The 20,491-nt window shown below is 66.9% G+C and carries 34 protein-coding genes; 1 reads left to right on the top strand and 33 read right to left on the bottom strand.

Annotated features, from left to right (window positions below; translation table 11 throughout):
• Positions 1-39 precede the first annotated feature (39 nt).
• Positions 40-483, bottom strand: coding sequence for a 50S ribosomal protein L13 (gene rplM, locus ABD374_RS13375; RefSeq protein ID WP_028812351.1), 444 nt, complete (start codon positions 481-483; stop codon positions 40-42).
• 256 nt (positions 484-739) lie between these two features.
• On the bottom strand, positions 740-2,359 hold the full coding sequence (locus ABD374_RS13370) for an ABC-F family ATP-binding cassette domain-containing protein (RefSeq protein ID WP_344494766.1): 1,620 nt from the start codon (positions 2,357-2,359) through the stop codon (positions 740-742).
• Between the two features lie 56 nt (positions 2,360-2,415).
• Here ABD374_RS13370 and ABD374_RS13365 point away from each other — a divergent pair, with 56 nt between their 5' ends.
• On the top strand, positions 2,416-3,300 hold the full coding sequence (locus ABD374_RS13365) for a hypothetical protein (RefSeq protein WP_344494764.1): 885 nt from the start codon (positions 2,416-2,418) through the stop codon (positions 3,298-3,300).
• Here the strand turns inward: ABD374_RS13365 and truA are convergent.
• The 31 genes from truA to rpsJ form a co-directional block, all read right to left on the bottom strand.
• Complete coding sequence (truA, locus tag ABD374_RS13360) at positions 3,274-4,134, bottom strand: tRNA pseudouridine(38-40) synthase TruA (protein ID WP_344494762.1); 861 nt, start codon at positions 4,132-4,134, stop codon at positions 3,274-3,276. The two genes, ABD374_RS13365 and truA, sit on opposite strands and share 27 nt — an antisense overlap.
• An 87-nt stretch (positions 4,135-4,221) precedes the next feature.
• Positions 4,222-4,716 carry a 50S ribosomal protein L17 gene (rplQ, locus tag ABD374_RS13355; protein WP_344494760.1) on the bottom strand — a complete coding sequence of 165 codons (495 nt, stop codon included), beginning with the start codon at positions 4,714-4,716 and terminating at the stop codon, positions 4,222-4,224.
• 79 nt (positions 4,717-4,795) lie between these two features.
• Positions 4,796-5,818: a DNA-directed RNA polymerase subunit alpha gene (locus tag ABD374_RS13350; RefSeq protein WP_003956430.1), complete on the bottom strand. Its 1,023-nt coding sequence runs from the start codon at positions 5,816-5,818 to the stop codon at positions 4,796-4,798.
• Between the two features lie 163 nt (positions 5,819-5,981).
• Positions 5,982-6,386 carry a 30S ribosomal protein S11 gene (rpsK, locus tag ABD374_RS13345; RefSeq protein ID WP_003948617.1) on the bottom strand — a complete coding sequence of 135 codons (405 nt, stop codon included), beginning with the start codon at positions 6,384-6,386 and terminating at the stop codon, positions 5,982-5,984.
• A 65-nt stretch (positions 6,387-6,451) separates the two neighbouring features.
• Entirely contained in the window at positions 6,452-6,832 is a 381-nt protein-coding gene (gene rpsM / locus ABD374_RS13340; protein WP_093799536.1) for a 30S ribosomal protein S13, read from the bottom strand.
• Between the two features lie 192 nt (positions 6,833-7,024).
• Entirely contained in the window at positions 7,025-7,138 is a 114-nt protein-coding gene (gene rpmJ, locus ABD374_RS13335; RefSeq protein ID WP_009740505.1) for a 50S ribosomal protein L36, read from the bottom strand.
• A 61-nt stretch (positions 7,139-7,199) separates the two neighbouring features.
• Positions 7,200-7,421 carry a translation initiation factor IF-1 gene (gene infA, locus ABD374_RS13330; protein ID WP_003956442.1) on the bottom strand — a complete coding sequence of 74 codons (222 nt, stop codon included), beginning with the start codon at positions 7,419-7,421 and terminating at the stop codon, positions 7,200-7,202.
• A gap of 174 nt (positions 7,422-7,595) precedes the next feature.
• Positions 7,596-8,438 carry a type I methionyl aminopeptidase gene (gene map, locus ABD374_RS13325; protein ID WP_344494756.1) on the bottom strand — a complete coding sequence of 281 codons (843 nt, stop codon included), beginning with the start codon at positions 8,436-8,438 and terminating at the stop codon, positions 7,596-7,598.
• A 104-nt stretch (positions 8,439-8,542) separates the two neighbouring features.
• Complete coding sequence (locus ABD374_RS13320; protein WP_344494754.1) at positions 8,543-9,205, bottom strand: adenylate kinase; 663 nt, start codon at positions 9,203-9,205, stop codon at positions 8,543-8,545.
• Entirely contained in the window at positions 9,205-10,518 is a 1,314-nt protein-coding gene (gene secY, locus ABD374_RS13315) for a preprotein translocase subunit SecY (RefSeq protein ID WP_344494752.1), read from the bottom strand. Before secY ends, ABD374_RS13320 begins: the two co-directional genes overlap by 1 nt.
• Before the next feature lie 239 nt (positions 10,519-10,757).
• A complete protein-coding gene (gene rplO, locus ABD374_RS13310) occupies positions 10,758-11,213 on the bottom strand; it encodes a 50S ribosomal protein L15 (RefSeq protein WP_344494750.1) in 456 nt (151 codons plus the stop codon).
• A 1-nt stretch (position 11,214) separates the two neighbouring features.
• Positions 11,215-11,397, bottom strand: coding sequence for a 50S ribosomal protein L30 (gene rpmD, locus ABD374_RS13305; RefSeq protein ID WP_028812361.1), 183 nt, complete (start codon positions 11,395-11,397; stop codon positions 11,215-11,217).
• Positions 11,397-11,999: a 30S ribosomal protein S5 gene (gene rpsE, locus ABD374_RS13300; RefSeq protein ID WP_028812362.1), complete on the bottom strand. Its 603-nt coding sequence runs from the start codon at positions 11,997-11,999 to the stop codon at positions 11,397-11,399. The genes rpmD and rpsE overlap by 1 nt, the downstream gene beginning before the upstream one ends.
• Before the next feature lie 46 nt (positions 12,000-12,045).
• A complete protein-coding gene (gene rplR / locus ABD374_RS13295; RefSeq protein WP_093799540.1) occupies positions 12,046-12,429 on the bottom strand; it encodes a 50S ribosomal protein L18 in 384 nt (127 codons plus the stop codon).
• Between the two features lie 3 nt (positions 12,430-12,432).
• The gene (gene rplF / locus ABD374_RS13290) at positions 12,433-12,972 is read right to left on the bottom strand and encodes a 50S ribosomal protein L6 (protein WP_069927443.1); all 540 of its coding nucleotides are present in this window, start codon (positions 12,970-12,972) and stop codon (positions 12,433-12,435) included.
• A gap of 21 nt (positions 12,973-12,993) precedes the next feature.
• A complete protein-coding gene (gene rpsH, locus ABD374_RS13285) occupies positions 12,994-13,392 on the bottom strand; it encodes a 30S ribosomal protein S8 (RefSeq protein WP_028812365.1) in 399 nt (132 codons plus the stop codon).
• A 222-nt stretch (positions 13,393-13,614) separates the two neighbouring features.
• Positions 13,615-13,800: a type Z 30S ribosomal protein S14 gene (locus ABD374_RS13280; protein WP_004571834.1), complete on the bottom strand. Its 186-nt coding sequence runs from the start codon at positions 13,798-13,800 to the stop codon at positions 13,615-13,617.
• Positions 13,801-13,802: 2 nt separating this feature from the next.
• Positions 13,803-14,360: a 50S ribosomal protein L5 gene (gene rplE, locus ABD374_RS13275; protein ID WP_028812366.1), complete on the bottom strand. Its 558-nt coding sequence runs from the start codon at positions 14,358-14,360 to the stop codon at positions 13,803-13,805.
• Positions 14,360-14,683, bottom strand: a complete 324-nt coding sequence (gene rplX, locus ABD374_RS13270) for a 50S ribosomal protein L24 (protein WP_028812367.1) — start codon at positions 14,681-14,683, stop codon at positions 14,360-14,362. The genes rplE and rplX overlap by 1 nt, the downstream gene beginning before the upstream one ends.
• A 2-nt stretch (positions 14,684-14,685) precedes the next feature.
• Positions 14,686-15,054, bottom strand: coding sequence for a 50S ribosomal protein L14 (gene rplN, locus ABD374_RS13265; RefSeq protein ID WP_003966950.1), 369 nt, complete (start codon positions 15,052-15,054; stop codon positions 14,686-14,688).
• A 126-nt stretch (positions 15,055-15,180) separates the two neighbouring features.
• Positions 15,181-15,465 (bottom strand): 30S ribosomal protein S17, encoded by a 285-nt coding sequence (gene rpsQ / locus ABD374_RS13260; RefSeq protein ID WP_028812368.1) that lies wholly within the window; start codon positions 15,463-15,465, stop codon positions 15,181-15,183.
• On the bottom strand, positions 15,465-15,689 hold the full coding sequence (rpmC, locus tag ABD374_RS13255) for a 50S ribosomal protein L29 (RefSeq protein ID WP_028812369.1): 225 nt from the start codon (positions 15,687-15,689) through the stop codon (positions 15,465-15,467). Before rpmC ends, rpsQ begins: the two co-directional genes overlap by 1 nt.
• Positions 15,689-16,108, bottom strand: coding sequence for a 50S ribosomal protein L16 (rplP, locus tag ABD374_RS13250; protein WP_028812370.1), 420 nt, complete (start codon positions 16,106-16,108; stop codon positions 15,689-15,691). Before rplP ends, rpmC begins: the two co-directional genes overlap by 1 nt.
• Before the next feature lie 5 nt (positions 16,109-16,113).
• Entirely contained in the window at positions 16,114-16,959 is an 846-nt protein-coding gene (gene rpsC, locus ABD374_RS13245; protein WP_028812371.1) for a 30S ribosomal protein S3, read from the bottom strand.
• Positions 16,959-17,306 carry a 50S ribosomal protein L22 gene (gene rplV, locus ABD374_RS13240; protein WP_028812372.1) on the bottom strand — a complete coding sequence of 116 codons (348 nt, stop codon included), beginning with the start codon at positions 17,304-17,306 and terminating at the stop codon, positions 16,959-16,961. The genes rpsC and rplV overlap by 1 nt, the downstream gene beginning before the upstream one ends.
• A gap of 41 nt (positions 17,307-17,347) precedes the next feature.
• Complete coding sequence (gene rpsS / locus ABD374_RS13235; RefSeq protein WP_093799542.1) at positions 17,348-17,629, bottom strand: 30S ribosomal protein S19; 282 nt, start codon at positions 17,627-17,629, stop codon at positions 17,348-17,350.
• 12 nt (positions 17,630-17,641) lie between these two features.
• On the bottom strand, positions 17,642-18,478 hold the full coding sequence (rplB, locus tag ABD374_RS13230; RefSeq protein ID WP_069927446.1) for a 50S ribosomal protein L2: 837 nt from the start codon (positions 18,476-18,478) through the stop codon (positions 17,642-17,644).
• A gap of 39 nt (positions 18,479-18,517) precedes the next feature.
• Positions 18,518-18,841: a 50S ribosomal protein L23 gene (rplW, locus tag ABD374_RS13225; protein ID WP_028812375.1), complete on the bottom strand. Its 324-nt coding sequence runs from the start codon at positions 18,839-18,841 to the stop codon at positions 18,518-18,520.
• Positions 18,841-19,491 carry a 50S ribosomal protein L4 gene (gene rplD / locus ABD374_RS13220; protein ID WP_344494741.1) on the bottom strand — a complete coding sequence of 217 codons (651 nt, stop codon included), beginning with the start codon at positions 19,489-19,491 and terminating at the stop codon, positions 18,841-18,843. Before rplD ends, rplW begins: the two co-directional genes overlap by 1 nt.
• 7 nt (positions 19,492-19,498) lie before the next feature.
• A complete protein-coding gene (gene rplC, locus ABD374_RS13215; RefSeq protein ID WP_028812377.1) occupies positions 19,499-20,143 on the bottom strand; it encodes a 50S ribosomal protein L3 in 645 nt (214 codons plus the stop codon).
• Between the two features lie 14 nt (positions 20,144-20,157).
• On the bottom strand, positions 20,158-20,466 hold the full coding sequence (gene rpsJ, locus ABD374_RS13210; protein ID WP_003948644.1) for a 30S ribosomal protein S10: 309 nt from the start codon (positions 20,464-20,466) through the stop codon (positions 20,158-20,160).
• Positions 20,467-20,491 lie beyond the last annotated feature (25 nt).

Here is a 20,491-nt window from a genome sequence, read left to right as displayed (position 1 = left end):
CCTCAGATTTCTTTCGTTCTTAGGGGGGTGTGGCCGGAACTACTGCGCGACCTGGGTGATCTCGAACGGCACCGGCTGCTGAGCCGCGTGCGGGTGCTCGGGACCTGCGTAGACCTTCAGCTTCGAGAGCATCTGACGACCCAGAGTGTTCTTGGGGATCATGCCCTTGATGGCCTTCTCGACGGCCTTCTCGGGGCTCTTCGCCAGCAGCTCGTCGTAGCGGACGGAACGCAGACCACCCGGGAAGCCGGAGTGGCGGTACGCCATCTTCTGGGTCTTCTTGTTGCCGGAGAGGTGAACCTTCTCGGCGTTGACAATGATGACGAAGTCGCCCATGTCCATGTGGGGGGCGTAGATCGCCTTGTGCTTGCCCCGCAGGAGGTTGGCGGCAGTCGTCGCCAGACGGCCCAGGACGATGTCCTGCGCGTCGATGATGTGCCACTGGCGCGTGACATCGCCGGGCTTGGGGCTGTACGTACGCACGGTCGTAGCCTTCGCTTCTTCAGTGAGTGGGTCCTGACAAGGCCACTGGGACGATCACGACAGCCTTGGCGGCATCCGGGGACGCAACCCGTCTGCCTGCCGCTGGTCATCGGCCCGGTGGACCGGCGTAAGGGCCCCTCGCGTGAGAACGACCAAGCCAATACGCATAACGAACTGGAAGCCTACCCGCCCGCCCCCGTACGGGTCAAAACGGCCCGGCGGGAACGCGCACCGGCCCCCCGCGCGGCGCGATGCCCTACCGTGTCCGCTCCACCCGGCGCTCGTCCCACACCGGCTCCGCCGTCTCCCGTACGACGCCGTCGGAACCGAAGACCAGGTACCGGTCGAAGGACTTCGCGAACCACCGGTCGTGCGTCACGGCCAGCACCGTCCCGTCGTACGCCTCCAGCCCCTCCTGCAGCGCCTCGGCGGACTCCAGGTCGAGGTTGTCCGTCGGCTCGTCGAGCAGCAGCGCGGTCGTCCCCTGCAACTCCAGCATCAGGATCTGGAACCGCGCCTGCTGTCCGCCCGAGAGCTTCTCGAAGGGCTGGTCCCCCTGCCGCTCCAGCTCGTAGCGCCGCAGCACGGACATCGCCCCGCCCCGGTCCTTCGCGTGCTCCGTCCACAGGATGTCGACGAGCGTGCGCCCCAGCAGCTCCGGATGCGCGTGCGTCTGGGCGAAGTGCCCGGGCACCACCCGCGCGCCCAGCTTCCACGCCCCCTTGTGCGCCACGTCCTCGCCCGCCAGCAGCCGCAGGAAGTGCGACTTCCCGGATCCGTTCGACCCGAGTACGGCGACCCGCTCCCCGTAGTAGATCTCCAGCGAGAACGGCTTCATCAGGCCGGTGAGCTCCAGCCCCTCGCACGTCACCGCGCGCACGCCCGTGCGCCCGCCCCGCAGCCGCATCCTGATGTCCTGCTCGCGCGGCGGCTCCGGCGGCGGCCCGGCCTCCTCGAACTTGCGCAGCCGCGTCTGCGCCGCCGCGTACCGCGACGCCAGCTCATGGCTGCTCGCCGCCGCGGCCCGCAGATTCAGCACCAGCTTCTTGAGCTGCGCGTGCTTCTCGTCCCAGCGCCGCTTCAGCTCCTCGAAACGCGCGAACCGCTCCCGCCGCGCCTCGTGGAACGTCCCGAAGCCACCGCCGTGCACCCACACGTCCGACCCCGCGGGCCCCGGCTCCACCGCCACGATCTTCTCAGCGGCCCGGGCCAGCAGCTCCCGGTCGTGCGAGACGAACAGCACGGTCTTGCGGGTCTCCTTGAGCCGCTCCTCCAGCCACCGCTTCCCGGGTACGTCGAGATAGTTGTCCGGCTCGTCGAGCAGCAGCACCTCGTCGGGCCCCCGCAGCAGCGCCTCCAGCACGAGCCGCTTCTGCTCGCCCCCGCTGAGCGTCCGCACCTGGCGCCACTGCGCCTTCTCGTAAGGCATTCCGAGCCCGGCCGTGGTGCACATGTCCCACAGCGTCTCCGCCTCGTACCCGCGCGCCTCCGCCCAGTCGCTCAGCGCCTGCGCGTACGCCATCTGCGCGGCCTCGTCGTCCCGCGTCAGGATCGCGTGCTCGGCGGCGTCCACCGCCGCGGCCGCCTCCCGGACACGCGGCTGCGCGACCGAGACCAGCAGGTCCCGTACGGTCCGCTCGTCCCGCACCGATCCCACGAACTGCGGCATCACGCCCAGCCCGCCGCTGACCGTCACGGTCCCGCCGTGCGGCTGGATCTCGCCCGCGATCAGCCGCAGCAGCGTCGTCTTGCCGGCCCCGTTCGCGCCGACCAGCGCGACGACGGCCCCCTCCCCCACCCGGAACGAGGCGTCACCGAGCAGCACCCGCCCGTCCGGCAAGTAGTACTCGACGTGTGCGGCCTCAAGATGTCCCATGCTCCGCATTGTCGCCGCCGTCCGCCGCATCACCCAACCGGATTAGGATGCGCGGCATGAGCTTTGGGCAAGGGGGGCCCTCCTGGGGTGGCCCCGAGGGACAGCAGAACCCTCAGGATCCGTACGGAACGCAGTCGTCGGGGGACACGCCGGACTGGGCGGCGCTCGCCGACGCCTCCGCCGCCCGCGCCCGCCGCAAGCGGTGGCTGTACATCGGCGGCGGTGTGCTGGCGACCGCCGTGGTCGGCGCGATCGTGGCGACGGCGGTCGTCACGACGAACAAGAACAACGGCACCACCGGCTCCACGACCGGGCTGCCGACCGCGGAGACCCTGCCGACCGAGTCCGCCCAGCCCGGCCCCTCCTTCTCCTCCCAGGCGCCCCCGCCCCCGCCGAACCCCAGGGACTTCATCTCCAGCGCCACGAAGGACACGGCGCCGCTCAGCGCCGACACCCTGTACCCCGGCAAGCGGCTGACGATGGGCGACCGCGTCTACGCCAAGGGCGCGACGAACCGCACCACCAGCTGCTCCGCCGCGACCCAGGGCGCGCTGGGTTCCGTACTCGCGAACAACGGCTGCGACCAGGTCATCCGCGCGACGTACTCCAAGGCCGGCGTGGCCGTCACCGTGGGCGTCGCGGTCTTCGACACCGCCGCCCAGGCCGAGAAGGCCAAGGAGCAGGCGAGCGGCGGTCTCGCGTCCCTCCCCGGAGCCGGCGTCCCCACCTTCTGCCGGGGCGGCTCGATCTGCCGCAAGACCACCAACGCCTACGGCCGCTACGCCTACTTCACCGTCTCCGGCTTCACCAGTGGCAAGAACGTCACCACGTCCGACAAGGACGTCTACACGACCGGCGACGACATCGCCGAGTTCACGTTCCGCCAGATCCACCAGCGCGGAAGGGCCCAGGCGTCAGCAGCAGCCACCGCCGGGCAGTGACCGCATGTTCCGGGCCTGGCGGGCACGCGCCGCCAACAGCTCGTCGGCCGGGTAGCCGACTTCCTCCAGGGTGAGGCCGTGCGGGCGTACGACATGGACGGAGGAGTCCCGTACGCCCGCCGCCAGCACCTTCCCCGGCCATTCCGCGTCCCGGTGCCCGTCCCCGACGAACAGCATCGCGCCGACCAGCGAGCGCACCATGTTGTGGCAGAAGGCATCGGCGCGCACGGTCGCGGTGATGACCCCGTCCGCCCCGCGTTCCCAGCTGAGCTGCTGCAGGGTGCGAATGGTGGTCGCGCCCTCCCGCCGCTTGCAGTACGCCGCGAAATCGTGCTCCCCCACCAGCTTCTCGGCCGCCCGGTTCATGGCGTCCACGTCCAGCGGCCAGTCGTGCCACAGCACATGGCCGCGCAGCAGCGGGTCGACGCCGCCGGGGTCGTCCGTCACGCGGTACGCGTAGCGCCGCCAGACGGCCGCGAACCTGGCGTTGAACCCCGCGGGAGCCTCCGCCACCTTCCACACCCGCACGTCGTGCGGCAGCCGCCCGGCGAGCCGCCGCAGCAGCTTGTCCCGGTGCTCGGCCCACACGTCCTCGGGCAGGTCGACGTGCGCGACCTGCCCGCGCGCGTGCACGCCCGAGTCCGTACGCCCGGCGACCGTCAGGTCGTACGTCTCCGAGGACCGCGTCACGGTCCGCAGCGCGCTCTCGATCTCACCCTGGACCGTGCGCCGCTCGGCCTGCTTCGCCCACCCGGAAAAGTCCTTCCCGTCGTACGAAAGATCCAGCCGCACCCGCACGAACCCCGGCGCCGCGCCCTCAATGTCCTCGCTCACCAGCGCATCCTCTCGATACAACACAAACAGAACGGGCCCGCACCGCCCCGAAGGGTGATGCGGGCCCGCCCGGTGGAGTCAGAACGCTCAGGCGTCCTTGGACTCGCCCTCGGCCTCGGCGGCCGGAGCCTCGTCCTGGGCAGCCTCGTCCTTCTTGGCCTCGTCCTCCTTGACCGCGCGCTTCGTCGCGGCCTCGGCCTCACCGGTGGCCTGCTGGGCCACGGTCAGGGCCTCGACGAGCTCGATGACCGCCATCGGGGCGTTGTCGCCACGACGGTTGCCGATCTTCGTGATGCGGGTGTAACCACCGGGGCGGTTCTCGTACCGCGGGGCGATCTCGGTGAAGAGCGTGTGGACGACGCTCTTGTCCGTGATCGTCTGCAGCACCAGGCGACGGTTGTGGATGTCGCCCTTCTTCGCCTTGGTGACCAGACGCTCGGCGACGGGGCGCAGGCGGCGGGCCTTGGCCTCGGTCGTCGTGATGCGGCCGTGCTCGAACAGCGACTTCGCCAGGTTGGCGAGGAGCAGACGCTCGTGCGCGGCGCTGCCGCCCAGACGGGCACCCTTTGCGGGACGCGGCATGGTGTTTCTCCTAGTGTCTGCACCGGCCGTACGAGGTACCGGTGTCAGTTACCGACGAGCTAGTGCCCGCCGGAAGTGCTTAGTACTGCTCGGTCTCGACGAAACCGGCGTCCGCGTCGTCGTCGGCGCCGAAGGCGTCGGCGGCGGCGGTCGGGTCGAATCCGGGCGGGCTGTCCTTGAGGGCCAGGCCCATGCCGGCCAGCTTCGCCTTGACCTCGTCGATCGACTTCGCACCGAAGTTGCGGATGTCGAGCAGGTCGGCCTCGGAGCGCGCCACGAGCTCACCCACGGAGTGGATGCCCTCGCGCTTGAGGCAGTTGTACGAACGGACGGTGAGCTCGAGCTCCTCGATCGGCAGCGCCAGATCGGCGGCGAGCGCGGCGTCCGTGGGGGACGGGCCCATGTCGATGCCCTCGGCGTCGATGTTGAGCTCGCGCGCCAGGCCGAACAGCTCGACCAGGGTCTTGCCGGCGGACGCCATGGCGTCACGCGGGCGCATGGCCTGCTTGGTCTCGACGTCGACGATCAGCTTGTCGAAGTCGGTGCGCTGCTCGACACGGGTCGCCTCGACCTTGTACGTGACCTTGAGCACCGGCGAATAGATGGAGTCGACCGGGATACGGCCGATCTCCTGGCCCACCTGCTTGTTCTGGACGGCGGAGACGTAGCCGCGACCGCGCTCGACGGTCAGCTCCATCTCCAGCTTGCCCTTGCCGTTGAGCGTGGCGAGCACCAGGTCGGGGTTGTGCACCTCGACACCGGCCGGCGGGGCGATGTCAGCAGCGGTGACCAGGCCCGGTCCCTGCTTGCGCAGGTACATCACGACGGGCTCGTCGTGCTCGCTGGAGACCACCAGCTGCTTGATGTTCAGGATGAGGTCGGTGACGTCCTCCTTGACACCCGGCACGGTGGTGAACTCGTGCAGGACGCCGTCGATCCGGATGCTGGTGACAGCGGCACCGGGGATCGAGGAGAGGAGCGTCCGGCGGAGCGAGTTGCCGAGGGTGTAACCGAAGCCCGGCTCGAGGGGCTCGATCACGAACCGCGAGCGGTACTCGTCGACGACCTCTTCGGTCAGCGACGGACGCTGAGCGATAAGCATGAGAAATGCCTCCAGTCTTGGCACCCACTATTTGATGCCAACTACTACAAGGGTACGGGCGGCACCGCCCCGAAGGGCCGTACCGCCCGAGTACAGCGCGCACGGAGGGAAGGTCGGTCTTCCCTCCGTGCGCACTGCAACAACCGGAGTCGGACGCGGAGCGTCAGACGCGGCGGCGCTTGGGGGGGCGGCAGCCGTTGTGCGGGGTGGGGGTGACGTCCTGGATCGAGCCGACCTCGAGGCCGGTGGCCTGGAGGGAGCGGATCGCGGTCTCACGGCCGGAGCCGGGACCCTTGACGAAGACGTCGACCTTGCGCATGCCGTGCTCCTGCGCGCGACGGGCGGCCGACTCGGCGGCCATCTGCGCGGCGAAGGGGGTGGACTTGCGCGAGCCCTTGAAGCCGACGTGGCCGGCGGAGGCCCAGGAGATCACGTTGCCCGTGGGGTCGGTGATCGAGACGATCGTGTTGTTGAACGTGCTCTTGATGTGGGCGTGCCCGTGAGCGACGTTCTTCTTTTCCTTGCGGCGCACCTTCTTGGCGGCGCCCTGACGACCCTTGGGGGGCATCTATATCTCCTACGGGAGGTGGTCGGTCCTACAGCGAAGACCGCTGATGAGCGTCCGGCTGAGGACTACTTCTTGCCCGGCTTCTTCTTGCCGGCGATCGCGCGACGCGGGCCCTTGCGGGTACGGGCGTTCGTGCTGGTGCGCTGGCCGTGAACCGGCAGGCCGCGGCGGTGACGCAGACCCTGGTAGGAGCCGATCTCGACCTTGCGGCGGATGTCGGCCTGCACCTCGCGACGGAGGTCACCCTCGGTCTTGAAGTTCACGTCAACGTACTCGCGGATCTTGACCAGGTCCTCTTCGGCCAGGTCACGAACGCGCGTGTCGGGGTTCACGCCGGTAGCGGCGAGCGTCTGCTGGGCACGGGTGCGACCGATGCCGAAGACGTAGGTGAGGGCGACCTCGATACGCTTTTCGCGCGGGAGGTCAACGCCTTCAAGGCGTGCCATTCATGGCTCCTGTTTGCTTGGAGGTCTTCCGCAGAACCGTTCCGTGGCCACCGACCTCTCCCTCGAGGGGAGCGGTGCGGACCAGGTCCCCGGCCTCCGCCGGAGGTGTCAGCGCCCGTGGGCACTGGGTTCTGCGTATGTACGTATTTACGTGCGTCGCGCGAAGTTCTGCGAGATGCAGGGGGTCGTGCGTCAGCCCTGGCGCTGCTTGTGGCGCAGGTTTTCGCAGATGACCATGACCCGGCCGTGACGGCGGATCACCTTGCACTTGTCGCAGATCTTCTTGACGCTCGGCTTGACCTTCATGGGATGTGAGGTTCTCCGGGTCAGTGCCACCACCCCGTGGAACACGGGGCGCGGGCAAGATCTACTTGTACCGGTAGACGATCCGGCCACGCGTCAGGTCGTACGGAGACAGCTCCACCACGACCCGGTCATCCGGGAGGATGCGGATGTAGTGCATACGCATCTTGCCGCTGATGTGCGCTAGGACCTTGTGACCGTTCTGCAGTTCCACCTTGAACATTGCGTTCGGGAGGGACTCGATCACGGTGCCCTCGATTTCGATGGCACCTTGCTTCTTGGCCACGCTTCGCCCTTCGAATCGGCTACCTTGATCGACTCTCGCTTCCGCATGCAGGCATGCGGGTACACGAGAGCCGACGAGTCAGTCTACGTCAGGCTCCCGGAAAAGACGAATCCGGGAAGTTTGCCCAACACTGAAGATCATTAAGCGGTTCGGTCATGGGGCATCCCCTGGTCCTCAAGACCGTGAGGAGGGATCGGGCGCGGCCGTGACGCCGTACTCCGCCAGCTTCGCCTTGCCGCCGTCGACGGCGGTCAGGACCAGCGGGCCCTCCTCCGTCAGCGCCACCGAGTGCTCCCAGTGGGAGGACCAGGTCCCGTCGGTGGTGACGACGGTCCAGTTGTCCTCCAGGACGTCCGTCTGCGCCGTACCGAGGCTCACCATCGGCTCGATCGCCAGGCAGAAGCCGGGAACCAGCTTCGGGCCCTTGCCGCGCTTGCGCGTGACGTAGTTCAGCAGGTGCGGGTCCATGTGCATCTCGGAGCCGATGCCGTGGCCGCCGTAGTCCTCGATGATCCCGTACTTGCCCGTCGCCGGACGCGGCTGACGGCGGATGTACGACTCGATCGCCTTGGAGATGTCGACGAGCCGGTTGCCCAGCTTCATCGCGGCGAGGCCGGCCCACATCGACTCCTCGGTCACCCGGGAGAGCTCGATCAGCTCGGGCGCGTGCCCGGTGCCCACGAAGGCGGTGTACGCCGCGTCGCCGTGCCAGCCGTCGACGATCGCGCCGGCGTCGATCGAGATGATGTCGCCGTCCTTGAGGACCGTCTTCTCGTCCGGGATGCCGTGGACGACGACCTCGTTGACCGACGTGCAGATGGTGGCGGGGAATCCGCCGTACCCGAGGAAGTTCGACTTCGCACCGTGCTCGGCGAGCACCTTGCGCGACACCTCGTCCAGGTCCTTGGTGGTGGCGCCCGGCACGGCCGCCTCGCGCGTGGCCGCGTGGACGGCGGCGACGACCAGCCCCGCCTCGCGCATCTTCGCGATCTGCTCGGGGGTTTTGATCTCCACCATGAGTGTGCCTTCCGCATTCGCTGTCACTACGTACTACCCGCCCAACAGTACGGCCGCGGCGCCTCTCGGACACCGCGGCCGCAACCGTCGTACTGCTTGCTCGATCAGCCCTCGCCGGAGGACTTCTTCAGGGCTTCCATCGCACGCCGGGTCACTTCGTCGACCTTGCCCAGCGCGGAGATGGTGACCACCAGGCCCTGAGCCTTGTAGTGGTCGATGATCGGCTCGGTCTCGCTGTGGTAGACCTCCAGCCGGCGCCGCACCGTTTCCTCGGTGTCGTCGCCCCGCTGGTAGAGCTCACCGCCGCAGACGTCGCAGACGCCGTCTTCCCCGGGCGGGCTGTACGTCACGTGGAAGACGTGGCTGGAGTCGTTGCGGCAGGTACGGCGACCCGCGATCCGCTTCACGACCTCGTCCTCGGGGACTTCCAGGTCCAGTACGCCGTCCAGCTGCACGCCCTCGGCCTTCAGCGCCTCGTCGAGCGCCACGGCCTGCGAGACGTTCCGCGGGAAGCCGTCCAGCAGGAAGCCGTCCTCGGCGTCCGGCTGGTCCATGCGGTCCTTGGCCATCCCGATGGTGACCTCGTCCGGAACCAGGTTGCCGGCGTCCATGAAGGCCTTCGCCTGCTTGCCGAGGGCCGTGCCCTGGCTGATGTTGGCGCGGAAGAGGTCGCCCGTGGAGATGTGCGGGATCGACAGGTTCTTGGCAAGGAACGCGGCCTGCGTTCCCTTGCCGGCACCGGGCGGCCCGACGAGGACGATTCGCATCAGCGGAGGAACCCTTCGTAATTGCGCTGCTGGAGCTGGCTCTCGATCTGCTTCACGGTCTCCAGGCCCACACCCACGATGATGAGGATGCTTGTCCCACCGAAGGGGAAGTCCTGGTTCGCGCCGAAGCCCGCCAACGCCATCGTCGGCACAAGAGCGATCAGACCCAGATACAGCGAGCCCGGCCAAGTGATCCGGTTGAGCACGTAGCTCAGGTACTCGGCGGTAGGCCGACCTGCCCGGATACCCGGGATGAAGCCACCATACTTCTTCATGTTGTCGGCGACTTCCTCGGGGTTGAACGAGATCGCCACATAGAAGAAGGCGAAGAACACGATCAACAGGAAGTACGTGGCGATGTAGATGGGCTTGCCGTCGACGAAGTTCGCCTGGATCCAGGTGCCCCAGCCGGAATTGCCGCCGCCCCCGCTGAACTGCACGATCAGCATCGGGATGTAGAGCAGTGACGACGCGAAGATGACCGGGATCACACCGGCCTGGTTGACCTTCAGCGGGATGTACGTGGACGTACCGCCGTAGGACTTCCGGCCGATCATGCGCTTCGCGTACTGCACGGGGATCCTGCGCTGCGCCTGCTCGACGAAGACCACGAGGCCGACCATCGCGAAGCCGACCAGGATCACGATGCCGAACTCGATCCAGCCGTTGGCCAGCTCGCCCGACTCCTTGATGGCCCACAGGGCGCCCGGGAAGCCGGCGGCGATCGAGATGAACATCAGGATCGACATGCCGTTGCCGATGCCGCGGTCGGTGACGAGCTCACCGAGCCACATGACGGCCGCGGTGCCCGCGGTCATCGTGACGACCATCGTGAGGGTCACGAAGATGGACTTGTCCGGGACGATCTGATCCGCGACGGGGCATCCCTGGAAGATCGCGCCGTTGCGGGCGGTGGCCACCAGGCCGGTGCCCTGGAGCACGGCGAGGGCGACCGTCAGGTAACGCGTGTACTGCGTGATCTTGGCGGTACCGGACTGTCCCTCCTTCTTGAGGGCCTCCAGTCGCGGAATCACCACGGTCAGAAGCTGGAGGATGATGCTCGCCGTGATGTACGGCATGATGCCGAGCGCGAAGATCGTGATCTGCAGCAGAGCGCCGCCGCTGAACAGATTGACGAGTCCGAAGAGCCCGCCCGTCTGCGCCTGGTCGACACAGATCTGCACGTTCTTGTAGTTGACGCCGGGAACCGGAACGTGGGCCCCGAGCCTGTACAGCACGATGATGCCCAGTGTGAAGAGCAGCTTCTTGCGCAGGTCGGGCGTCTTGAACGCCCGGGCGAACGCGGTGAGCACGGTGCCTCCTGCGACCCCCGCGCTACTGCGTCAGAGGTGACGGTATTGAGGATCGACGAATCCGACGGAACAACGAGTGCAACGAATACAAAGCAGTCAAAAGCCGTGCGGACACACCGCACGGAAGTTAACGGTGCACGCCACCATACCGGCGACCATGCCCCCCTAGGAACGACCAACCGGGGATGCCCCTTATGTGAGGCATCCCCGGTCGATGTTCAAGCCATCGGGCCCGTCTCTCAGACGAGCTCGGTGACGGTGCCGCCAGCGGCAGCGATCTTCTCCTTGGCGGAGGCGGAAACGGCGTCAACCGTCACCGTCAGCGCCACGGAGATCTCGCCGGCGCCGAGCACCTTGACGAGCTGGTTCTTACGAACCGCACCCTTGGCGACCAGGTCGGCCACCGTGACCTCTCCACCCTGCGGGTAGAGGTCGGCGAGCTTGTCCAGGTTCACGACCTGGTACTCGGTGCGGAACGGGTTCTTGAAGCCCTTGAGCTTCGGCAGACGCATGTGGAGGGGCATCTGCCCGCCCTCGAAGCGCTGCGGAACCTGGTAACGGGCCTTGGTGCCCTTGGTACCACGACCTGCGGTCTTACCCTTGGACGCCTCACCACGACCCACACGGGTCTTGGCGGTCTTGGCGCCCGGGGCGGGCCGGAGGTTGTGGACCTTCAGCGGGTTGTTCTCCGCCATGTCAGTCGACCTCCTCAACCGTCACGAGGTGGCGGACGGTGTGAACCATTCCGCGGAACTCGGGGCGGTCCTCCTTGACAACCACGTCGTTCAGGCGCTTGAGCCCGAGCGAACGCAGGGTGTCGCGGTGGTTCTGCTTGCTGCCGATGTACGACTTCGTCTGCGTGATCTGGAGACGGGCCATTACGCACCCGCTCCCGCACGCGCACGGAGCAGGGCCGCGGGGGCCACGTCCTCGAGGGGCAGACCACGGCGAGCCGCGATCTCCTCGGGACGCTGCAGACCCTTGAGGGCCGTCACAGTCGCGTGGACGATGTTGATGGGGTTCGACGAGCCGAGCGACTTCGACAGGATGTCGTGAACGCCGGCGCACTCGAGCACGGCACGCACCGGGCCACCGGCGATAACGCCGGTACCGGGGGAAGCCGGCTTGAGCAGGACGACGCCCGCAGCCTTCTCGCCCTGAATCGGGTGAGGGATGGTGCCCTGGATGCGCGGAACCTTGAAGAAGGACTTCTTCGCCTCTTCAACGCCCTTGGCAATGGCCGCGGGAACTTCCTTGGCCTTGCCGTATCCGACGCCTACAGTGCCGTCACCGTCGCCCACCACGACCAGCGCGGTGAAGCTGAAGCGGCGACCACCCTTGACAACCTTGGCGACACGGTTGATCGCGACAACGCGCTCAACGTAAGCGGTCTTCTCGGCGGCAGCGCCACCGTCGCGACCCTTCCGGTCCCGCCGCTCGCCGCCACCGGCACCGCTTCCGCGGCGCTGGGGTCCAGCCATTGGATTTACCTCTCTCTGTTACGTCCGTTAGTCCCGGAACCGGGGCTTAGAACTTCAGCCCGGCTTCGCGGGCGGCGTCAGCCAGAGCGGCAATGCGCCCGGCGTACCTGTTGCCACCACGGTCGAACACGACGGCCTCGACGCCGGCAGCCTTCGCGCGCTCGGCGACGAGCGCACCCACCTGCTGGGCCTGGGCGCTCTTGTCGCCCTCGCCACCACGGATCGAGGTGTCCAGGGTCGACGCCGACGCGAGCGTGTGGCCCGCGATGTCGTCGATGACCTGCGCAACGATGTTGCGGTTGGAACGCGTCACGACCAGGCGCGGACGCTCCGGCGTACCGGAGACGTGCTTGCGGACCCGGATGTGGCGGCGCTTGATGGCAGCGCGCTTGTACGCGTCACCCTTGGCGATCTTCACACCGTATGCCATGGCTTACTTACCCGCCTTTCCAACCTTGCGGCGGATAACCTCGCCGGCGTACTTGACGCCCTTGGCCTTGTACGGGTCGGGCTTCCGCAGCTTGCGGATGTTAGCGGCGACCTCGCCGACCTTCTGCTTGTCGATGCCCTCGACGCTGAGCTTCGTGGGCGACTCGACCTTGAAGGTGATGCCCTCGGGGGCCTCGACGACGATCGGGTGGCTGTAGCCCAGGGCGAACTCCAGGTTGGAGCCCTTCGCCTGGACGCGGTAACCGACACCGCTGATCTCGAGCGCCTTGGTGTAACCCGTGGTCACGCCGGTGATCATGTTCGCCACCAGCGTGCGGGACAGGCCGTGGAGGGCCTTGTTCTGACGCTCGTCGTTGGGGCGGGTGACGCTGAGCACGCCGTCCTCGCCCTTGGTGACCTCGATCGGCGCGGCGACGGTGTGCGAGAGGGAACCCTTGGGGCCCTTCACCGCGACCGTGCGGCCATCGATGGTGACGTCCACACCGGCGGGAACCTGGATGGGGAGCTTGCCGATTCGCGACATTAGCTTTTCCTCCGTTCCCGACTACCAGACGTAGGCGAGGACTTCCCCACCTACGCCCTTCTTGCCTGCCTGCTGGCCGGTCAGGAGACCGTGGGACGTGGAGATGATCGCCACGCCCAGGCCGCCGAGGACCTTCGGCAGGTTGGTGGACTTCGCGTATACACGCAGACCCGGCTTCGAGATCCGCTTGATGCCCGCAATGGAGCGCTCACGGTTCGGGCCGAACTTCAGCTCGAGAACGAGGGACTTGCCGACCTCGGCGTCCTCGACCTTCCAGCCGGTGATGAAGCCCTCCTGCTGGAGGATCTCCGCGATGTGCGACTTGATCTTGCTGTGCGGCATAGCCACGGTGTCGTGGTACGCCGAGTTCGCGTTACGCAGACGAGTCAGCATGTCCGCGATCGGATCAGTCATGGTCATGAATTGGCCTTCGGCCTCTCTCGCCGGGGTTTCCTGTATGCGCCATCCCTCTCCCCACTCAGTGGCGGGACGGGTGCGGTGCGGGGACCTACGGCGTAGTAAGTCGGTCAGGGCGGCAGGCGCCCAACCCTTCAAGCCTACGGCATGTCGGGGTGGGCTCCTGCCGACCAGATACTTACCGAGAGCTTCTGGAAATCCGTACGCCCGAAGGGCAGTACAGGACTACCAGGAGCTCTTGGTCACGCCCGGCAGCTCGCCACGGTGAGCCATCTCACGAAGGCACACGCGGCACAGGCCGAACTTGCGGTAGACGGAGTGCGGACGGCCGCAGCGCTGGCAACGCGTGTACGCGCGCACAGCGAACTTCGGCTTGCGGGCCGCCTTAGCGATCAGGGCCTTCTTCGCCACGGTCAGTTCTCCTTGAACGGGAAGCCGAGGTGACGAAGGAGGGCACGACCCTCGTCGTCGTTGGTCGCCGTGGTGACCACGGTGATGTCCATGCCCCGGACCCGGTCGATCTTGTCCTGGTCGATCTCGTGGAACATGACCTGCTCCGTGAGACCGAAGGTGTAGTTGCCACGGCCGTCGAACTGCTTCGGCGACAGACCACGGAAGTCACGGATACGCGGCAGCGCGAGCGACAGCGTACGGTCCAGGAACTCCCACATGCGGTCACCGCGGAGGGTGACGTGGCAGCCGATCGGCTGACCCTCGCGCAGCTTGAACTGCGCGATGGACTTCCGGGCCTTGGTGACGGCCGGCTTCTGGCCCGTGATCGTGGTGAGGTCGCGGATGGCGCCGTCGATCAGCTTGGAGTCGCGGGCGGCGTCGCCCACACCCATGTTGACCACGATCTTGACGAGACCGGGGATCTGCATGACGTTCTCGTACGAGAACTCTTCACGCAGCTTGCCCGCGATCTCCTCGCGGTAGCGCAGCTTGAGGCGCGGTGCGGTGGTGGTAGTCATCAGATGTCCTCACCAGTCCGCTTGGCAACGCGGATCTTGTTGCCCTCGTCGTCAAAGCGGTAGCCGACGCGGGTAACGACCTTCTTGCCGTCCTTCTCAACAACCAGCTGCACGTTGCTGACGTGGACCGGAGCCTCGGTCGTCACAATGCCACCGGTCTGCGAACCGCGAGCGGTCTGGCCGGCCTTGGTGTGCTTCTTGACCCGGTTGACACCCTCGACGAGGACGCGGTTCTCGCGGGGGAAGGCGACGATGACCTTGCCCTGCTTGCCCTTGTCCTTACCGGTGATGACCTGAACCAGGTCGCCCTTCTTGATCTTCATGCTTACAGCACCTCCGGCGCGAGCGAGATGATCTTCATGAACTTCTTCTCGCGCAGCTCACGGCCCACCGGGCCGAAGATACGGGTGCCACGAGGGTCGCCGTCGTTCTTGAGAATGACAGCGGCGTTCTCGTCGAAGCGGATGTACGAGCCGTCCTGGCGGCGGCGCTCCTTGACGGTGCGAACGATGACGGCCTTGACGACGTCACCCTTCTTCACGTTGCCGCCGGGGATCGCGTCCTTGACGGTGGCGACGATGACGTCGCCGATGCCCGCGTAGCGGCGACCCGAGCCACCGAGAACACGGATGGTGAGAATTTCCTTCGCACCCGTGTTGTCGGCGACGCGCAGTCGCGACTCCTGCTGGATCACGTCTATCTCCTGATCGTCTGCCGGTTCCCGGCAGGGGCACCTGGATGCCCCTGCCGAGCCTGGCGGAACTACTTAGAAGGAAACCCCTCTAAGGCGTCTCTACTGGAATTCCCTTGCGGGAATTACCTACTTGGCCTTCTCGAGGATCTCGACGATGCGCCAGCGCTTGCTCGCCGACAGCGGACGCGTCTCCATGATGAGGACGCGGTCGCCGACGCCTGCGGCGTTGGACTCGTCGTGAGCCTTGAGCTTGTTCGTACGGCGGATGACCTTGCCGTACAGGGCGTGCTTGACGCGATCCTCGACAGCGACGACGACGGTCTTGTCCATCTTGTCGCTGACGACGAGACCCTCACGGGTCTTGCGGAATCCGCGCTGCTCAGTCGTCTCAGTCACATTCTTCTCGCTCATCAGGCACTCTCCACCGTCTCGATGCCCAGCTCGCGCTCACGCATCAGGGTGTAGATCCGGGCGATGTCCTTACGGACGGACTTGAGCCGGCCGTGGTTCTCGAGCTGTCCGGTCGCCGCCTGGAAGCGGAGGTTGAACAGTTCTTCCTTGGCCTCACGGAGCTTCGCGACGAGGTCCTCGTCGTTGAGCTCGCGCAGCTCGGTCGCCTTGGTACCGGCCGCCATCACGACTCACCTGCCTCGCGCCGAACAATCCGGCACTTCATCGGAAGCTTGTGAGCAGCGCGGGTGAGCGCCTCACGAGCAATCTTCTCGTTCGGGTAGGACAGCTCGAACATGACCCGGCCCGGGTGCACGTTCGCGATCCACCACTCGGGAGAACCCTTACCGGAACCCATGCGGGTCTCGGCGGGCTTCTTCGTCAGCGGACGGTCCGGGTAGATGTTGATCCAGACCTTGCCGCCACGCTTGATGTGGCGGGTCATCGCGATACGAGCAGCCTCGATCTGGCGGTTCGTCACGTAGGCCGGGGTCAGCGCCTGGATGCCGTACTCGCCGAATGCGACCTCAGTGCCACCCTTCGCCATACCACGGCGCTTGGGGTGGTGCTGCTTGCGGTGCTTGACCCTACGAGGGATCAGCATTTCGGTCAGGCCTCCGTTCCGGTGCTCTCAGCCGGAGCAGCGGCGGCGGGAGCGTCGGCCTTGGGGGCCTCTGCTGCCGGTGCGCCCTGCTGCGGCTTGCGGCCGCGGCCGCCACGCTCGCCACCACGACCACCACGGCCACCGGCCGGACGGTCGGCCGCGCCGCCACCACGGGCCGGGCGGTTACCCGCACGGGCCGCGGCGTTCTCGGCACGGACCTCGGCGATGTTCTTGACGTCGCCCTTGTAGATCCAGACCTTCACGCCGATACGGCCGAAGGTGGTCTTGGCCTCGAAGAAGCCGTAGTCCACGTTCGCGCGCAGCGTGTGCAGCGGCACACGACCCTCGCGGTAGAACTCGGACCGGGACATCTCGGCGCCGCCGAGACGGCCACCACACTGGATCTTGATGCCCTTGGCGCCGGCCTTCATCGTGCCCTGCATGCTCTTACGCATGGCGCGACGGAAGGAGACGCGGGAGGAGAGCTGCTCGGCAACGGCCTGGGCGACCAGCTGAGCGTCCATCTCGGGGTTCTTGACCTCGAGGATGTTCAGCTGGACCTGCTTGCCCGTGAGCTTCTCGAGGTCGCCGCGGATGCGGTCGGCCTCGGCGCCACGGCGGCCGATGACGATGCCCGGACGAGCGGTGTGGATGTCCACACGCACGCGGTCACGGGTGCGCTCGATCTCAACCTTCGAGATGCCGGCGCGCTCCATGCCGGACGTCATCATCCTGCGGATGGCGACGTCTTCCTTGACGTAGTCCTTGTACAGCTTGTCGGCGTACCAACGGGACTTGAAGTCCGTGGTGATGCCGAGCCGGAACCCGTGCGGGTTTACCTTCTGGCCCATTACCGGGAACCTTCCTTGCTGCTGACGACCACGGTGATGTGGCTGGTCCGCTTGCGGATCCGGTAGGCACGGCCCTGAGCGCGCGGACGGAACCGCTTCAGGGTCGGGCCCTCGTCGACGTACGCCTCGCTGATGACCAGCGAGGAGGCGTCCGTGTGGTCGTAGTTGTGCGCGGCGTTGGCAATGGCGCTGTCAAGCACCTTGCCTACCGGCACGCTGGCGGCCTGCGGGGCGAAACGCAGGACCGCCTGGGCCTCCGTGGCATCCATGCCACGGATAAGGTCCACCACGCGGCGGGCCTTCATGGGCGTGACGCGGATGTACCGCGCCTGGGCCCTGGCTTCCATGGTTGTCCCTTCGGTGTCGTTCATAGTCATCGCACCCCGCCTTAGCGGCGCTTCGACTTGCGGTCGTCCTTGACGTGGCCGCGGAAGGTGCGGGTCGGCGCAAACTCGCCGAGCTTGTGGCCGACCATCGACTCGGTGACGAACACCGGGACGTGAATCTTGCCGTTGTGCACCGCGATGGTGTGACCCAGCATGGCCGGGGTGATCATCGAGCGCCGGGACCAGGTCTTGATGACGTTCTTGGTGCCTGCCTCGTTCTGTACGTCCACCTTCTTGATGAGGTGTCCGTCGACGAAGGGCCCCTTCTTGAGACTACGCGGCATCTAAACCCGCTCCTAGCGCTTCTTGTTCGACTTGCGGCGGCGGACGATGTACTTGCTCGATGCCTTCTTCGGCGAGCGAGTACGACCTTCCTTCTGACCCCACGGGCTGACCGGGTGACGACCACCGGAGGTCTTGCCCTCACCGCCACCGTGCGGGTGGTCGACGGGGTTCATCGCGACACCACGAACGGTCGGGCGGACGCCCTTCCAGCGCATGCGGCCGGCCTTGCCCCAGTTGATGTTCGACTGCTCGGCGTTGCCGACCTCGCCAATCGTGGCGCGGCAGCGGGCGTCGACCAGGCGGATCTCACCGGAAGGCATACGAAGGTGGGCCATCGTGCCCTCCTTCGCCAGCAGCTGCACGGAGGCACCCGCGGAACGGGCGAACTTCGCACCGCCGCCGGGCCGCAGCTCGATGGCGTGGATGGTCGTACCGACCGGGATGTTGCGCAGCGCCAGGTTGTTGCCGGGCTTGATGTCGGCGCCAGGGCCGTTCTCAATCCGGTCACCCTGCGTGAGGCCACGCGGCGCGATGATGTAGCGCTTCTCGCCGTCTGCGTAGTGCAGGAGCGCGATGCGCGCGGTGCGGTTCGGGTCGTACTCGATGTGCGCGACCTTCGCCGGCACGCCGTCCTTGTCGTGACGACGGAAGTCGATCACGCGGTAGGCGCGCTTGTGTCCGCCACCCTGGTGGCGAACGGTGATCCGACCGGCGTTGTTACGGCCGCCCTTGCTGTGCAGGGGGCGGACCAGCGACTTCTCCGGCGTGGACCGCGTGATCTCGACAAAGTCGGCTACGGAGGAGCCACGGCGGCCCGGCGTAGTCGGCTTGTACTTGCGGATTCCCATTTCTCAGTCCTCGTCCGATTCCGGACGACTCGACCTCCGTCAGGAGGTCGGGCCGCCGAAGATGTCGATACGGTCGCCCTCGGCGAGGGTCACGATGGCGCGCTTGGTGTCGGCGCGCTTGCCGAAGCCGGTCTTGGTCCGCTTGCGCTTGCCCTGCCGGTTGATCGTGTTGACCCCGGTGACCTTGACCCCGAAGACCGCCTGGACGGCCTGCTTGATCTGGGTCTTGTTGGAGCCGGGCGCGACGATGAACGTGTACTTGTTCTCGTCGAGCAGCGCGTAGCTCTTCTCGGAAACAACCGGCTTGACGAGGACGTCGCGCGGGTCCGTGAAGGTCTTGCTGGTTACGGTCGTCTCAGCCATCAGACGTCGCTCCCTTCGGTCTCATCGGCCTTGGGGCCAGACACGAAGGACTCGAAGGCGGCCTGGGTGAAGACCACGTCGTCAGAGACGAGCACGTCGTACGTGTTGAGCTGGCCCGGCTCCAGGAGGTGCACCTGGGGCAGGTTGCGGGCGGACAGCCACGCGGCCTCGTCCGAACGCTCGGCGACCAGGAGCACGTGCTTGCGCTCGCTGACCTTGCCCAGCAGGTTCTTCGCGGCCTTCGTGGAAACCGCACCCTCGACCACGCCGGAGACGACGTGGATGCGAGCGTTGCGGGCCCGGTCGGTGAGGGCGCCACGCAGAGCGGCGGCCTTCATCTTCTTGGGCGTGCGCTGCGAGTAGTCACGCGGCTGCGGGCCGTGGACGACGCCACCGCCGGCGAACTGCGGGGCGCGGGTCGAACCCTGACGGGCGCGGCCGGTGCCCTTCTGGCGGTACGGCTTCCTGCCGCCACCACGGACTTCGCCGCGACGCTTGGTCTTGTGCGTGCCCTGGCGGGCAGCGGCCAGCTGAGCGACGACGACCTGGTGGATCAGCGGAATGCTGACCTTGGCGTCGAAGATCTCCGCGGGGAGCTCGACCGTCCCGGTCTTGTCGCCTGCCGGCGAAAGGATGTCAATGGTGCTCATCGGTTCCTCAAACCCCCTTGGCCGCGGTGCGGACCAGGACGAGGCCACCGTTGGGGCCGGGGACGGCGCCCTTGATGAGCAGCAGGCCCTTCTCGGCGTCAACGGCGTGGACGGTCAGGTTCTGGGTGGTGACCCGCTCGTTGCCCATACGACCCGCCATGCGCATGCCCTTGAAGACACGGCCGGGAGTAGCACAGCCACCGATGGAACCGGGCTTGCGGTGCACGCGGTGGGCACCGTGCGAAGCCTTGCCACCGGCGAAGTTGTGACGCTTCATGACACCGGCGAAGCCCTTGCCCTTGCTCTTGCCCGTGACGTCGACCTTGACGCCGGACTCGAACACCTCGGCAGTGATCTCCTGGCCGAGCGTGTACTCGCTGGCGTCGGAGGTACGGAGCTCCACCAGGTGGCGGCGCGGGGTCACGTCGGCCTTGGCGAAGTGGCCCTTGAGGGGCTTGTTCACCTTGCGAGGGTCGATCTCGCCGAAGGCGATCTGGACCGACTCGTAGCCGTCGGAGTCATTCGTGCGGACCTGGGTCACGACATTAGGCCCGGCCTTGACGACGGTCACCGGGACGACCCGGTTGTTCTCGTCCCAGACCTGGGTCATGCCGAGCTTCTCGCCCAGGATGCCCTTAATCTGCTTAGCCATCTTTCCCGCGCCTCTCAGAGCTTGATCTCGATGTCAACGCCGGCCGGAAGGTCCAGGCGCATCAGCGAGTCAACGGTCTTGGGCGTCGGGTCGAGGATGTCGATGAGGCGCTTGTGCGTGCGCATCTCGAAGTGCTCGCGAGAATCCTTGTACTTGTGCGGCGACTTGATGACGCAGTACACGTTCTTCTCTGTGGGCAGCGGCACCGGGCCCGCGACCGACGCACCAGTGCGAGTCACCGTCTCGACGATCTTCTTCGCCGAAGAGTCGATGACCTCGTGGTCGTAGGCCTTGAGCCGGATGCGGATCTTCTGTCCCGCCATGGCTACCTAGTAGTCCTGTTCTCTC

The organism is Streptomyces enissocaesilis (assembly GCF_039533765.1).
GTDB classification, from domain to species: domain Bacteria; phylum Actinomycetota; class Actinomycetes; order Streptomycetales; family Streptomycetaceae; genus Streptomyces; species Streptomyces enissocaesilis.
The sequence above is the reverse complement of the archived record's forward strand: the minus strand, read 5'-3'. Positions and strand labels throughout refer to the sequence as shown.

Bases quoted from the DNA above. Each gene is read 5' to 3' on its own strand.
- rpsE (WP_028812362.1), bottom strand. From the start codon at position 11,999: ATGGCTGGACCCCAGCGCCGCGGAAGCGGTGCCGGTGGCGGCGAGCGG.
- rplC (WP_028812377.1), bottom strand. From the start codon at position 20,143: ATGGCTAAGCAGATTAAGGGCATCCTGGGCGAGAAGCTCGGCATGACC.
- rplV (WP_028812372.1), bottom strand. From the start codon at position 17,306: ATGGAAGCCAGGGCCCAGGCGCGGTACATCCGCGTCACGCCCATGAAG.
- rplD (WP_344494741.1), bottom strand. From the start codon at position 19,491: ATGAGCACCATTGACATCCTTTCGCCGGCAGGCGACAAGACCGGGACG.
- rplF (WP_069927443.1), bottom strand. From the start codon at position 12,972: ATGTCGCGAATCGGCAAGCTCCCCATCCAGGTTCCCGCCGGTGTGGAC.
- ABD374_RS13365 (WP_344494764.1), top strand. From the start codon at position 2,416: ATGAGCTTTGGGCAAGGGGGGCCCTCCTGGGGTGGCCCCGAGGGACAG.
- rplR (WP_093799540.1), bottom strand. From the start codon at position 12,429: ATGGCATACGGTGTGAAGATCGCCAAGGGTGACGCGTACAAGCGCGCT.
- ABD374_RS13350 (WP_003956430.1), bottom strand. From the start codon at position 5,818: ATGCTTATCGCTCAGCGTCCGTCGCTGACCGAAGAGGTCGTCGACGAG.
- rplB (WP_069927446.1), bottom strand. From the start codon at position 18,478: ATGGGAATCCGCAAGTACAAGCCGACTACGCCGGGCCGCCGTGGCTCC.
- rpmC (WP_028812369.1), bottom strand. From the start codon at position 15,689: ATGGCGGCCGGTACCAAGGCGACCGAGCTGCGCGAGCTCAACGACGAG.
- rpsC (WP_028812371.1), bottom strand. From the start codon at position 16,959: ATGGGCCAGAAGGTAAACCCGCACGGGTTCCGGCTCGGCATCACCACG.
- rpsQ (WP_028812368.1), bottom strand. From the start codon at position 15,465: ATGAGCGAGAAGAATGTGACTGAGACGACTGAGCAGCGCGGATTCCGC.
- rpsK (WP_003948617.1), bottom strand. From the start codon at position 6,386: ATGCCCCCCAAGGGTCGTCAGGGCGCCGCCAAGAAGGTGCGCCGCAAG.
- ABD374_RS13320 (WP_344494754.1), bottom strand. From the start codon at position 9,205: ATGCGAATCGTCCTCGTCGGGCCGCCCGGTGCCGGCAAGGGAACGCAG.
- rpsS (WP_093799542.1), bottom strand. From the start codon at position 17,629: ATGCCGCGTAGTCTCAAGAAGGGGCCCTTCGTCGACGGACACCTCATC.
- rplO (WP_344494750.1), bottom strand. From the start codon at position 11,213: ATGGCGGAGAACAACCCGCTGAAGGTCCACAACCTCCGGCCCGCCCCG.
- ABD374_RS13370 (WP_344494766.1), bottom strand. From the start codon at position 2,359: ATGGGACATCTTGAGGCCGCACACGTCGAGTACTACTTGCCGGACGGG.
- map (WP_344494756.1), bottom strand. From the start codon at position 8,438: ATGGTGGAGATCAAAACCCCCGAGCAGATCGCGAAGATGCGCGAGGCG.
- rplW (WP_028812375.1), bottom strand. From the start codon at position 18,841: ATGGCTGAGACGACCGTAACCAGCAAGACCTTCACGGACCCGCGCGAC.
- rpmD (WP_028812361.1), bottom strand. From the start codon at position 11,397: ATGGCCCGTCTCCAGATCACGCAGACGAAGTCGTACATCGGCAGCAAG.
- rplE (WP_028812366.1), bottom strand. From the start codon at position 14,360: ATGACTACCACCACCGCACCGCGCCTCAAGCTGCGCTACCGCGAGGAG.
- rpsH (WP_028812365.1), bottom strand. From the start codon at position 13,392: ATGACCATGACTGATCCGATCGCGGACATGCTGACTCGTCTGCGTAAC.
- rpmJ (WP_009740505.1), bottom strand. From the start codon at position 7,138: ATGAAGGTCAAGCCGAGCGTCAAGAAGATCTGCGACAAGTGCAAGGTG.
- rpsM (WP_093799536.1), bottom strand. From the start codon at position 6,832: ATGGCACGCCTTGAAGGCGTTGACCTCCCGCGCGAAAAGCGTATCGAG.
- rplX (WP_028812367.1), bottom strand. From the start codon at position 14,683: ATGAAGATCAAGAAGGGCGACCTGGTTCAGGTCATCACCGGTAAGGAC.
- rpsJ (WP_003948644.1), bottom strand. From the start codon at position 20,466: ATGGCGGGACAGAAGATCCGCATCCGGCTCAAGGCCTACGACCACGAG.
- rplQ (WP_344494760.1), bottom strand. From the start codon at position 4,716: ATGCCGCGTCCCGCAAAGGGTGCCCGTCTGGGCGGCAGCGCCGCGCAC.
- rplP (WP_028812370.1), bottom strand. From the start codon at position 16,108: ATGCTGATCCCTCGTAGGGTCAAGCACCGCAAGCAGCACCACCCCAAG.